Annotated in this window: 11 protein-coding genes; 3 read left to right on the top strand and 8 right to left on the bottom strand. The window is 61.7% G+C overall.

What is annotated here, in order from left to right; all coding sequences use genetic code 11:
* Window positions 1-56 precede the first annotated feature (56 nt).
* Window positions 57-731 carry a methionine ABC transporter permease gene (locus OC605_RS24250; RefSeq protein ID WP_016772337.1) on the bottom strand — a complete coding sequence of 225 codons (675 nt, stop codon included), beginning with the start codon at window positions 729-731 and terminating at the stop codon, window positions 57-59.
* A complete protein-coding gene (locus OC605_RS24245; protein WP_262139985.1) occupies window positions 731-1,738 on the bottom strand; it encodes a methionine ABC transporter ATP-binding protein in 1,008 nt (335 codons plus the stop codon). The genes OC605_RS24250 and OC605_RS24245 overlap by 1 nt, the downstream gene beginning before the upstream one ends.
* Before the next feature lie 262 nt (window positions 1,739-2,000).
* On the opposite strand from OC605_RS24245, the gene katE reads away from it, so the two are divergent.
* On the top strand, window positions 2,001-4,142 hold the full coding sequence (gene katE / locus OC605_RS24240; RefSeq protein WP_262139983.1) for a catalase HPII: 2,142 nt from the start codon (window positions 2,001-2,003) through the stop codon (window positions 4,140-4,142).
* Between the two features lie 108 nt (window positions 4,143-4,250).
* Here katE and OC605_RS24235 read toward each other — a convergent pair whose 3' ends face one another.
* Genes OC605_RS24235 through OC605_RS24220 form a run of 4 tightly spaced genes read right to left on the bottom strand, consistent with a single transcriptional unit; the run spans window position 4,251 to window position 7,050 of the window.
* Window positions 4,251-4,964: a PA5502 family lipoprotein gene (locus OC605_RS24235; protein WP_262139981.1), complete on the bottom strand. Its 714-nt coding sequence runs from the start codon at window positions 4,962-4,964 to the stop codon at window positions 4,251-4,253.
* Window positions 4,965-5,001: 37 nt separating this feature from the next.
* A complete protein-coding gene (znuB, locus tag OC605_RS24230) occupies window positions 5,002-5,790 on the bottom strand; it encodes a zinc ABC transporter permease subunit ZnuB (protein WP_016772340.1) in 789 nt (262 codons plus the stop codon).
* Window positions 5,783-6,568, bottom strand: a complete 786-nt coding sequence (gene znuC, locus OC605_RS24225) for a zinc ABC transporter ATP-binding protein ZnuC (RefSeq protein WP_262139979.1) — start codon at window positions 6,566-6,568, stop codon at window positions 5,783-5,785. Before znuC ends, znuB begins: the two co-directional genes overlap by 8 nt.
* A complete protein-coding gene (locus OC605_RS24220) occupies window positions 6,568-7,050 on the bottom strand; it encodes a Fur family transcriptional regulator (protein ID WP_024014990.1) in 483 nt (160 codons plus the stop codon). The genes znuC and OC605_RS24220 overlap by 1 nt, the downstream gene beginning before the upstream one ends.
* Before the next feature lie 66 nt (window positions 7,051-7,116).
* On the opposite strand from OC605_RS24220, the gene OC605_RS24215 reads away from it, so the two are divergent.
* Entirely contained in the window at window positions 7,117-8,037 is a 921-nt protein-coding gene (locus OC605_RS24215) for a zinc ABC transporter substrate-binding protein (RefSeq protein ID WP_262139976.1), read from the top strand.
* Window positions 8,038-8,165: 128 nt separating this feature from the next.
* Here OC605_RS24215 and OC605_RS24210 read toward each other — a convergent pair whose 3' ends face one another.
* The gene (locus tag OC605_RS24210; protein WP_262139975.1) at window positions 8,166-9,119 is read right to left on the bottom strand and encodes a homoserine kinase; all 954 of its coding nucleotides are present in this window, start codon (window positions 9,117-9,119) and stop codon (window positions 8,166-8,168) included.
* Window positions 9,120-9,172: 53 nt separating this feature from the next.
* Window positions 9,173-9,463 carry a DUF2782 domain-containing protein gene (locus OC605_RS24205; protein WP_262139974.1) on the bottom strand — a complete coding sequence of 97 codons (291 nt, stop codon included), beginning with the start codon at window positions 9,461-9,463 and terminating at the stop codon, window positions 9,173-9,175.
* Window positions 9,464-9,537: 74 nt separating this feature from the next.
* Here OC605_RS24205 and polA point away from each other — a divergent pair, with 74 nt between their 5' ends.
* Window positions 9,538-12,342: a DNA polymerase I gene (gene polA / locus OC605_RS24200; RefSeq protein WP_262139972.1), complete on the top strand. Its 2,805-nt coding sequence runs from the start codon at window positions 9,538-9,540 to the stop codon at window positions 12,340-12,342.
* The last annotated feature ends 415 nt before the right edge of the window (window positions 12,343-12,757 follow it).

Raw genomic sequence — 12,757 nt, 5'->3', positions numbered from 1 at the left:
CTCCTTGTGAGGGCGCCCGCCAGCGAATGGCCCGCGCCTCTTGATTAAAAAACCGCTTATTTGCGCGAGAAATGCACGACCAGGCGATCGCCAACCATTTGCAGCACTTGCACCAGAATCAACAGCAGCACCACGGTGACGATCATCACGTCGGTCTGGAAACGCTGGTAGCCGAAACGGATCGCCAGGTCGCCCAGACCACCGGCGCCGACCACACCGGCCATCGCCGTGTAGGACACCAGTGTAATCGCTGTCACCGTAATCGCTGCGAAGATGCCCGGACGGGCTTCCGGCAGCAAGGCGTTCATGATGATCTGCCGCGTGGTCGCGCCCATCGACTGGGTCGCTTCGATGATGCCGCGATCGACTTCGCGCAGCGCGGTTTCCACCAGACGCGCGAAGAACGGCGTGGCGCCCACCACCAGCGGCGGGATCGCCCCGGCCACGCCCAGCGAGGTGCCGGTGATCAGCACGGTGAACGGGATCATCACGATCAGCAGAATGATGAACGGCAGCGAACGCAAGATGTTCACCACCAGCGACAGCACCGCGTAGAGGCCACGGTTTTCCAGCAATTGGCGCGGGCTGCAGAGAAACAGCAGCACGCCTAGCGGCAGGCCGAGCAGCACGGTGAACAACAGCGAACCGCCAAGCATCAGCATGGTGTCGCCAGTCGCCAGCCAGATTTCGTACCAGTCGATATTGGCGAAGAAACTCATCAGGTCAGCCATTAGCGCAACACCTCCATGTGAACGTCAGCGGCGGTGAAGCGGGCGAACGCCGCCTCCATGTCGCCACCGGTGACAGCGAGGGTCAGTTGCCCGTACGGAATGTCTTTGATGCGGTCGATGCGACCGGCGAGGATGCTGTAGTCGACGCCGGTTTCCCGGGCGACGGTACCGAGCAACGGCGCGTAGGTCGCTTCGCCCTGGAAGGTCAGACGCACGATACGCCCCGGCACGTGGGCGAAGTCGTCACGCTGCTCGCTCTCGTCGATCTGCTCGCTTTCCTGCACGAAACGCTTGGTGGTCGGATGCTGGGGATGCAGAAACACATCGGCCACCGGACCCTGCTCGACGATCACGCCGGCGTCCATCACCGCGACCTGATCGCAGACGCGACGGATCACGTCCATCTCGTGGGTGATCAGGACAATGGTCAGTTTCAGCTCGCGATTGATTTCTGCCAGCAGTTGCAGGACCGATGCCGTGGTCTGCGGGTCGAGGGCGCTGGTAGCCTCGTCGCACAGCAGAATCTTCGGCTTGGTCGCCAGCGCACGGGCGATGCCGACGCGCTGCTTCTGGCCGCCGGACAATTGCGCCGGGTACTTTTTCGCGTGGTCGGACAAACCGACCCGCGCCAGCAACTCGGCTACCCGTTGGTTGATTTCACTGCTCGACAGCTCACCGGCCAGGGTCAGTGGCAAGGCCACGTTATCGGCGACAGTCTTGGAGGCGAGCAGGTTGAAGTGCTGGAAGATCATCCCGACCTGCTGGCGGAAACGGCGCAGGCCGTTGGCGTCCAGTGCGGGGACTTCTTCGCCGTCGACGATGATCTTGCCGCCACTGGAATCTTCCAGGCGATTGATCAGCCGCAGCAGGGTACTTTTGCCCGCACCGGAATGGCCAATCAGGCCGAACACCTGGCCGTTCTCGATGGCGAGACTGGTCGGGTGCAGCGCGGGAATATCCTTACCGGCGACGCGGTAAGTCTTGTGGACGTTTTGAAACTCGATCACGTAGCGAACCTTGTGGGGCGCGTTGGAAAAGGATCAGCGGTTAGCCGGGCGCGCATTTTAGCCTGTCCGTATAGAGGTTCTTAGCATTTATTTCGCAATTAACCTTCAATTTGGCAATAACGCGATCAAAGGTCAGATAAACGGAACGGCTGAAACGCTCATCAGTCACTAAGTAAGCGACTTGAAACCCTGGGTGCCGTGCCCGGGAATCACTCAAGGGTCTGCGGAAGGCATCCGGGGCCAAACGAGGAGTTTACGTCTGATGAGCATCAAAAAGCCTGCACCCGATAAAAGCGAGATGGCCGGAACCGACACCCCGGATCGCGCCAACACCAACGCCAAGCTCGACAGCCTGGAAGAATTCCGTTCGGACGCCACCGGTCAGGCACTGCGCACCAATCAGGGCGTGAAGATCGCCGACAACCAGAACACCCTCAAAGCCGGGCCGCGCGGGCCGTCGCTCCTGGAAGACTTCATCATGCGTGAAAAGATCACGCACTTTGACCATGAGCGCATTCCGGAGCGCATCGTCCATGCGCGCGGTACCGGCGCCCACGGGTTCTTTCAGACTTACGAGAACCATGCAGCGCTGACCAAGGCCGGTTTCCTGCAGGATCCGGGCAAGAAAACCCCAGTGTTCGTGCGCTTTTCCACGGTGCAGGGGCCACGGGGTTCCGGCGATACCGTGCGTGACGTGCGCGGCTTTGCGGTGAAATTTTTTACCGATGAAGGCAACTTCGACCTGGTCGGCAACAACATGCCGGTGTTCTTCATTCAGGACGCGATCAAGTTCCCGGACTTCGTCCACGCGGTGAAACCCGAGCCGCACAACGAAATCCCGACCGGCGGCTCGGCTCACGATACGTTCTGGGACTTCGTCTCACTGGTGCCGGAATCGGCGCACATGGTGATCTGGGCGATGTCCGACCGGGCCATCCCGAAAAGCCTGCGCAGCATGCAGGGCTTCGGCGTGCATACCTTCCGCCTGATCAACGCCGAGGGCAAATCGCGCTTCGTCAAATTCCACTGGCGCCCTACCGCCGGCACCTGCTCGCTGGTGTGGGACGAGGCGCAGAAGCTCGCCGGTAAAGACACCGACTACCATCGTCGCGACCTGTGGGAAGCGATCGAAATGGGCGACTACCCGGAATGGGAGCTGGGCGTGCAGATCGTCGAAGAAGAGAACGAACACGACTTCGACTTCGACATCCTCGACCCGACCAAGATCATCCCCGAAGAAATCGTTCCGATTACGCCGCTGGGCAAAATGACCCTGAACCGCAACCCGGACAACTTCTTCGCCGAAACCGAGCAGGTCGCTTTCTGCCCTGGCCACATCGTGCCAGGCATCGACTTCTCCAATGACCCGCTGCTGCAAGGTCGGCTGTTTTCCTACACCGACACGCAGATCAGCCGACTCGGCGGGCCGAACTTCCATGAGCTGCCGATCAACCGTCCGGTGGCGCCGTTCCACACCGGCCAGCGTGACGCGCAGCACCGCACCACAATCGATAAGGGTCGTGCCTCGTACGAGCCAAACTCGATCGACGGCGGCTGGCCGAAAGAAACCCCGCCGGCGGCACAGGACGGTGGTTTCGAGAGCTACCCGGAGCGCATCGACGCAGCGAAGATCCGTCAACGCAGCGAGTCGTTCAGCGATCACTTCTCCCAGGCCCGCTTGTTCTTCAACAGCATGAGCGACCACGAGAAAGAGCACATCATCGCTGCCTACAGCTTTGAGCTGGGCAAGGTCGAGCGTGAGTTCATTCGTGCCCGTGAGGTGAACGAGATCCTCGCCAATATCGACCTGACCCTGGCCAAACGCGTAGCGGAAAACCTCGGTTTGCCGGCACCAGCCAAAGGTACGGTCGAAGTGCGCAAGACCTCGCTGGAGCAATCGCCAGCGCTGAGCCAGGCCAACCTGCTGCCGGGCAATATCAAGACGCGCAAAGTGGCAATCCTTGCCGCCAACGGCGTTGATGCTGCGGCCATCGATGCGATGAAGAAAGCCCTTGAAGCCGAAGGTGCCCACGCGAAACTGCTCGGCCCGACCTCGGCGCCAGTGAAAACCGCTGACGGCAAAGCGTTGCCGGTGGATGCGTCGATGGAAGGCATGCCATCGATCGCCTTCGACGCAGTATTCGTACCGGGTGGCGCTGCGTCGATTACCGCGCTGAGCGGCGACGGCGTGGCGCTGCATTATCTGCTGGAGGCCTACAAGCACCTGAAGGCGATCGCGCTGCACGGCGAGGCCAAGCAATTGCAGGACTTGCTGAAGCTCGACGCGGATGCGGGGCTGTTGCAGGGCGCGGATGTGGGTGCGTTGACCAAGCCGTTCTTCGCCGCGATTGGCGAGCATCGGGTCTGGGTGCGGGAGCCTAAGGCCAAGGCGATTCCGGCTTAAGATCTTTATTGGCTGAGAGGACGCTTTCGCGAGCAGGCTCGCTCCCACAGGTACGCTGTTGCACCTGTGGGAGCGAGCCTGCTCCGGGCGGCGTTCCGACGAAGCTAGTTATGGCTTGCGCGGGCTTAAAACCATCTGCGCCGGCACTGTGCGCAAGATCTGCTTCTCGATCTGCAAATCAAAGTCAGGATCGAGCTTCTTGACTCGCTTGCTCAGCAACGTCGCCAGCCACGGGTAATCCGCAGTGCGCGGGGCCTGGATGCTGACGGCGCAGTCGTAATTCACCACATCGGCGGCGATTGCATCGAGCTGTCGTTGCAGCTTGTGAATATCGCCGATGTTCAGCGCAACCGTGGTGCTTTCGGCGGTCGGGTCGATGACCTTGGCTTTCGGCCGTGCTTCAGCAGCCAGCAGCGCCGCTTCAGCCTTTTCCAGCTCGGCCTTGCGCGCTTCGGTGATCGCGCCGTTGACGCCGCCGGTCAGCGCCGGCGCCTTGGGCATCAGAGCACGGGCGCGGCTGAGCGCGGTGGCAGCGGCGTTGACATCGCCTTTCTGCAGGACGATCTGGCTGCGGCGCAGATACGCCTCGGCCAGCTGCCGCTGATATTGTTCAAGGGACTGATCGTTGGGGGTGTCGGCCTGCAACGCGGCCAACTGGTCTTCGGCGGTGGCCAGTTCGCTGCTGGCCAGGCTTTGCTCCAGCTGTGCGATGGCCGTAGCCCGCGCATCCGGGACTTCAGCCACCGGCGGCGTGCTTTGGCAGGCGCCCAGCAGCACTGAAAATGCGACAAGGAGCAGATAACGGGAGGCGAACGGCTTCATTCCTGCGACTCTCTAATTGCGCAAAAAGCGGCCAAGTCTACACCCCACGACGGGGCAGAACAAAACTCAACAGAAACAGCGCGGCTGCCGTCACCACGATCGACGGCCCCGCCGGGGTGTCCTTGAACCACGACAATGCCAGCCCGCCGCACACCGCGAGCATGCCCAGCAGGCTCGCGCCCAGCGCCATCTGTTCCGGCGAACGGGCGTGACGCTGTGCCGCAGCCGCCGGAATGATCAGCAGCGAAGTGATCAGCAGCACACCGACGATTTTCATCGCCACGGCGATCACCACCGCGATCAACAGCATCAGCGCCAAGCGCAACCCCGCAACCGGCAAGCCTTCGACCCGCGCCAGCTCTTCGTGCACGGTGACCGCCAGCAGCGGCCGCCACAGCGTCACCAGCAACACCAGCACCGCCGCGGTGCCGCCGAGAATCCAGGCCAAGTCGCTCGGACTGATCGCCAGCAAGTCGCCGAACAGATAGGCCATCAGGTCGATCCGCACTTCATGCATGAAGCTTAGTACCACCAGGCCGAGAGAGAGCGTGCTCGGTGCAAGAATTCCCAGCAGTGTGTCGGATGCCAATGGCTGACGCTGTTGCAGCGTCACCAAGAGCACCGCCAGCAGCAGGCAACCGACCGTCACCGCCACGGTCGGGCTGACGTCCAGCAAAAAGCCCAGCGCCACGCCGAGCAGTGCGGCGTGGGACAGCGTATCGCCGAAATAGGCCATGCGCCGCCACACTACAAACGAGCCGAGCGGTCCGGCCACCAGCGCCAGGGCCAGACCTGCAAGCAGGGCATACAAAAGAAAATCAGCCATGCTTGCAGCCGTCTCCATGAACATGAGGTTGCCCGCCGAGCGGGCCTTTGACCACCGAACCGTGCAGGTCGTGGGCGTGGTCGTGATGGTGGTGATAGATCGCCAGACTCGGCGCGTTCTTGCCGAACAGTTCGACGAATGCCGGATCGCCGCTGACCTGCTCGGGATGGCCGGAGCAGCAGACGTGGCGGTTGAGGCAGACCACCTGATCGGTGGTGCTCATCACCAGATGCAAATCGTGCGACACCATCAGCACGCCGCAACCGTGGCGGTCGCGCAGGCGGGTGATCAAGCTGTACAACTCGGCCTGCCCGGCCACGTCGACGCCCTGCACCGGCTCATCGAGCACCAGCAGCTCAGGCTCACGCAGCAGTGCCCGAGCCAGCAGCACGCGCTGCATTTCGCCGCCGGAAACGCTCTGCACCGGGCTGTCGATCACTTGTTCGGCGCCGACTTCCTTCAACGCGGCCAATGCGCGCGAACGATCGACGCCAGGCACCAGGCGCAGGAAGCGCAGCACTGATAACGGCAAGGTGGGATCGACATGCAGTTTCTGCGGCATGTAACCAACGCGCAGCTTCGGCTTGCGCCAGACGCTGCCGCTATTCGGCTTCAACAGCCCGAGCACGGCGCGCACCAGCGTGGTCTTGCCGGCGCCGTTGGGGCCGATCAGGGTGACGATCTGCCCCGGCTCGACGCTCAGCTCGATGTTGTCCAGCACGGTCTGCCCGGCAAACGTGACGGCGACCTGTTCCAGACGGATCAGCGCGTTGCTCATCAGGCCCCCTGGCAACCGGCGCACAGGCCGACCACTTCGACCGTCTGCGCTTCGACGATGAAACCGACGTCTTTGGCGCTGCTGATGATCGCGTCACTGATCACTTTTTGCTCAAGTTCGATGGCGGCGTGGCACTCGCGGCAGATCAGGAACTGGCCCTGATGCGCGTGTTCCGGGTGCACACAGCCGACGAAGGCGTTCAGCGAAGAGATGCGATGGACCAGGCCGTTTTCCAGCAGGAAATCCAGTGCGCGGTACACGGTAGGCGGCGCGGCGCGGCGGCCGTCCTGCTCGCTGAGCACCGCGAGAATGTCATAGGCACCCAGCGGCTTGTGGCTCTGCCAGACCAGTTCCAGCACACGGCGGCGCAGGGCGGTCAGACGCAAACCTTTCTGCGCGCACAAGGTATCGGCCTCGGACAAAGCGCTGTGCACGCAATGGGAGTGGTCGTGGGGACGGCTGGCAATCGGGGTAATAGGCATGAGCGGCGACGAGATTTGCTGGAGACGTTATTATGTTACCCGTTCTCGCTTCCTTGAGTGGTCATCGTGTCCCGACTTTTTTCTGTTTTTGTGGCTTTTGTTGCCAGTTTTCTGCTGATCGGTACGGCTCAGGCCGAGGTCAAAGTGCTCACCAGCATTAAACCGTTGCAGTTGATTGCCGCTGCCGTGCAGGACGGGGTGGCGATTCCCGAGGTGCTGCTGCCGCCGGGTGCCTCGCCGCACAATTACGCCCTGCGCCCGTCCGACGTACGGAAGGTGCAGTCGGTCGATCTGCTCTACTGGATCGGCCCGGACATGGAAGGTTTCCTGCCGCGCGTACTCGGCGGTCGCAGCCTGCCGAGCGTCGCCGTGCAGGATCTGCCGGGCCTGAAGCTGAGGCATTTCGGCGCGGACAACCATTCCCATGCCGAAGAAGCCGACGAGCATGATCACGACCATCGCCCCGGCTCGCTGGACGCACACCTGTGGTTGTCACCGGCCAACGCGCGGGTGATCGCCGACAAAATGGCCGCCGACCTCAGCGCCGCCGACCCGGCCAATGCCCAGCGTTATCAGAGCAATGCCAAAGCCTTCGATGCACGTCTGGATGCGCTGGATCAGCGCTTGAAGACACGTCTGGCCAATGTCGAAGGCAAGCCGTACTTCGTCTTTCACGAGGCCTTTGATTATTTCGAAGACGCTTATGGCCTGAAGCACGCCGGGGTGTTCGCCGTCGCTACTGAAGTCCAGCCCGGCGCCCAGCATGTCGCGGCGATGCGCAAGCGCTTGCAGGAAGTGGGCAAGACCTGTGTGTTCAGCGAGCCGCCATTGCGTCCGCGCTTGGCGGAAACCCTGGTGGCCGGTTTGCCGGTGAAACTCGCCGAGCTGGATGCGCTGGGTGGTTATACGCCGGCGACCGCTCAGGGATATGAGCAGGTGCTGGAAAAACTCGGCAATGATCTGGCCGGGTGTCTGGAATCGTTGTAATCCGCAAAACCCTGTGGGAGCGAGCTTGCTCGCGAAAGCGGTGGGCCAGTCAACGGATATGCTGAATGTGCCGACGCATTCGCGAGCAAGCTCGCTCCCACAGGTTCGGGTTGTCTTTCAGAATCGATTCACAGGGCGAAGGGCAATGGTGTATTGACCTTCTGCCGCTGCGCCAGGCGCTGCTCGAATTCCTGCGGATCGTGAATCAGCACATCCTGCCCGGCGAACTGCTCGGCGGCGATCAAGCGTGACAGCCAGAACCGCACACAGGCGACACGCAGCATCGTTGGCCACAATTCGGCTTCCGCCGCCGTGAACGGCCGCAGCGCCGCATAGGCACCGAGGAATGCTCGGGCGCGCGGGCCATCGATCACGCCCTCCTCGTCCGAACACCAGTCATTCAAGGCAATTGCCACGTCGTACAGCATCGGCCCCGAGCAGGCGTTGTAGAAGTCGATCAGGCCGGTCAGGTGGGTGCCTTCGAACATGGCGTTGTCGCGGAACAGGTCGGCGTGAATGTTCGCCCGAGGCAGCGCGAGAATCTTGTCTTTGCGCTCGGTGATCTCATCCAGCGCCTTTTGCAGCAACGCACGCGGCTCATCGCTCAGGTGCGAGAGAAATTCAGTGCCCTCCTCCAGCATCCAGTCCAGACCGCGATCGGTCTTGCGCTTGATCATGCGTTCGCCCTGAGTCGCCAGGTGCAGATGCGCCTGCAACTCGCCGACCTGGGCGCAATGCTGGGCGTTGGCGACCTTGATGTGCTTGCCGGACAGGCGCGGTTGCAGCAATGCCGGCTTGCCTTTGAGTTCACGCAGTGCCACACCGTCGGTGGTGCGCAGGGCGTAAGGCACCGGCAGATCGGCTTCGTGCAGCACGTCGAGCAGGTCGATGAAGAACGGCATCTCTTGCACCGGGCCGCGCTCAACCAGGGTCAGGACAAACTCGCCCTGCTCCAGACTGATGAAGAAATTGGTGTTTTCGCTGCCGGCGGCGATCCCCTGGAAATCAAGCAGGCGGCCGAGCCCGTAAGGGGCGAGAAAGGTTTCCAGCTCGGGCCGAGCCAGGGGAGTGAACACAGACATGTCTTAACTGCCAGTACGGGCGCCGCAAGGGCGGCGCCGGGTGAATTAAAAACCTACTTCCATTCGAAGATCTTCCACGACGGGATCAGCATATCCGGCTGATCCGAACGGATGAAATTGGCATCCGTCCCGTCGGCGCGCACCAGAAAGTACGGCGGCGCGCCCTTTGGCGTGACTTTGATCGCATAGAGGAAACCGTTCTGGCGGTACTCCTCAATGGTCTTGTCGCCCTCCGTGCGGATAGTGACCTCGGGGTCGCCGCCCGGCGCATCACCCGCCGCCATCGCGGCCAGTGGTGAGACAGCGATCAACCCGACCAGCAGCAAGCGATTTAACGTACGCATGATAACCTTGTCCCTTTGTCGTCAACGGTCCCGCTATTCTAGCCCCGGACCCGCCGAAAAGGTTGATCCTGCTCATGAGCCAAGCCCCCCTCGTCCTGGTGGACGGTTCGTCTTACCTGTACCGCGCCTTTCATGCACTGCCGCCACTGACCACGTCCAAAGGCCTGCCGACCGGTGCGGTCAAAGGCGTGCTGAACATGCTCAAGAGTCTGCGCAAGCAGTACCCGGACAGCCCCTTCGCCGTAGTGTTCGACGCCAAGGGCGGGACATTTCGCGATGAGATGTACGCCGAATACAAGGCCAACCGGCCAAGCATGCCCGATGACATGCGCGTGCAGATCGAGCCGCTGCACCAGAGCGTGATCGCCCTCGGCTTCCCGCTGCTGTGCGTCGACGGCGTCGAGGCCGACGACGTGATCGGCACCCTCGCCCGCAGCAGCGCGGCCGCCGATCGCCCGGTGATCATCTCCACCGGTGACAAGGACATGGCGCAACTGGTCGATGGCCACATTACCTTGGTCAACACCATGTCCGGTAGCTCGATGGATGTGGAGGGCGTTAAGGAGAAATTTGGCGTCGCACCGGAGCAGATCATCGATTATCTGGCGCTGATGGGCGATTCGTCCGACAACATTCCGGGCGTGCCGGGCATCGGCCCGAAGACGGCGTCCGGCCTGCTGGTCGGCGTCAACGGCGGTCTGACCGAGCTGTACGCCAACCTCGACATCGTTCCGACCCTGCCGATCCGAGGCGCAAAAACCTTGCCGGCCAAGCTCGAAGAGCACCGGGAGATGGCTTTCCTGTCCTATCAACTGGCGACCATCAAGGTCGACGTGCCACTGGATATCGGCCTCGATGATCTGCAGATGGGCCAGGAGGATCCGGCCAAACTCTACGAGCTGTACACCCTGCTGGAATTCAAGAGCTGGCTCAATGATCTGGGTCGCGATGCCAAGCGTCTGGAACTGAGCGCGGCGGCCGAACCTGCGCCGGCGGGCGATCTGTTCAGCGCCCCGCAAGCCGAGGCACCTGTTGCTCCTGTCGAGGCAGCATACGAAACCATCCTCGATCAGGCCCGCTTCGACGTCTGGCTGGAAAAACTGCGCAACGCCAGGCTGATCGCCTTCGACACCGAAACCACCGGCATCGACGCGCAGCAGGCGCAACTGGTTGGCCTGTCGTTCGCCGTACAGGCCAACGAAGCCGCGTACATACCGCTGACCCATTCCTACATCGGCGTGCCGGAGCAGCTGGATCGCGACACCGTGCTGCGCGCGCTCAAGCCGATTCTGGAAGACCCGAACAAACTCAAGGTCGGCCAGCACGCCAAGTTCGACATGAACATTCTGGCCAACTGCGCCATTGGCGGCGATCAGAGTGAAGGTATCAGCGTGCGCGGCATCGCCTTCGATACCATGCTCGAGTCCTACGTACTCAATTCCACCGCGACCCGTCACGACATGGACAGCCTCGCGCAGAAGTACCTCGACCACACCACGGTGAGCTTCCAGGACATCGCCGGCAAAGGTGCCAAGCAGCTGACCTTCGACCAGATCGCCCTGGAACAGGCCGGGCCGTACGCCGCCGAAGACGCCGACATCACCCTGCGCCTGCATCAGACCCTGTTCGACAAGCTCAGCGCGATTCCGAGTCTGGCCAGCGTGCTGACCGACATTGAGATCCCGCTGGTGCCAGTGCTGGCGCGCATCGAACGCCAGGGTGCGTTCGTCGATGCCGAGTTGCTGGGCATTCAGAGCATCGAGTTGGGCAACAAAATGGTCGCGCTGGAGCGTGAAGCCTTCGAAATCGCCGGGGAAGAATTCAACCTCGGCTCGCCGAAGCAGCTGGGCGTGATTCTTTATGAAAAGCTCGGCCTGCCGGTGCTGAAGAAAACCGCCAAAGGCCAGCCGTCCACCGCCGAAGAAGTGCTGGCGAAACTCGCCGAAGACGATCACCGCTTGCCGAAGGTGCTGATGGAGCACCGCTCGATGAGCAAGTTGAAAAGCACCTACACCGATCGCCTGCCGGAGCAGATCAACCCGCGCACCGGGCGCATCCACACCTCGTATCATCAGGCCGTGGCTTCGACCGGGCGCCTGTCCTCCAGTGATCCGAACCTGCAGAACATCCCGGTACGTACTGCCGAAGGCCGGCGCATTCGTCAGGCGTTCGTCGCGCCGAAGGGCTACAAACTGCTGGCGGCGGACTACTCACAGATCGAACTGCGGATCATGGCGCACCTGTCCCGCGACGAAGGCCTGATGAACGCCTTCCGCAACAATCTCGACGTGCACACTGCAACCGCTGCCGAAGTATTCAAGGTCGAGCTTGATCAAGTGACATCCGACCAGCGCCGCAGCGCCAAGGCGATCAACTTCGGCCTGATCTACGGCATGGGCGCGCAGAAGCTCGGCAAGGACATCGGCGTCGACACCAAGACCGCCAAGGCTTACATCGACACCTACTTCGCCCGTTATCCAGGCGTTCGCGAATACATGGAGCGCACCCGTGCGCAGGCGGCGGATCAGGGTTACGTCGAAACTTTCTTCGGCCGTCGCCTCTACCTACCGGAGATCAACTCGAACAAGCCGCAGGAACGCGCCGCCGCTGAACGCACGGCGATCAACGCGCCGATGCAGGGCACGGCAGCGGACATCATCAAGAAAGCCATGGTGGCTGTGGATAACTGGCTGACCACGTCGGGTCTGGATGCCCGAGTCATCCTGCAAGTGCACGACGAACTGGTGCTGGAGGTTCGCGAAGATCTGGTCGAGCAGGTCAGCGCCGAGATTCGTACGCACATGAGCGAAGCGGCGCAACTGGATGTGCCGCTGCTGGTGGAAGTTGGCGTGGGCAACAACTGGGATGAAGCGCACTGAGTATTGGCAGAGTTGCCGCGACGCGCCGTCGCGGCAAGCCCCGGAAACCGGGCTTAGACCGATAAATGCTTGAAGCTATTCCAAAGCTTTTTGAAAAAAATCTGAACTAATCTGTCGATCGAACACTCAGAGGTACTGAATGGCTGGTGAAGCCCTTCGATGCTCCTATGTTGTGTTAAGTGTTGGCAGATATCTGAACCCCGCCCTAGCGGTTCGGAACTTGAACCCCGGAATTTCTCCCTCCCCAATGAAATCCGGGGCTTTTTTTGCCAAAAAATCGGCTGTAGCGCGGCCATGCTGCGTTAAAAGCATCGCTAAAAATGCTCATTTAGGTACCCTAAAGTCGAGCGCGACCCCGGCCGTTTTAGCGCTACTTTTGCCTTGCCTGGCCACATCACAACCAATTTTTCCCCAT

This window comes from Pseudomonas sp. Marseille-Q5117, assembly GCF_946901175.1.
GTDB classification, from domain to species: Bacteria; Pseudomonadota; Gammaproteobacteria; order Pseudomonadales; family Pseudomonadaceae; genus Aquipseudomonas; species Aquipseudomonas iranensis.
The sequence above is the reverse complement of the archived record's forward strand: the minus strand, read 5'-3'. Positions and strand labels throughout refer to the sequence as shown.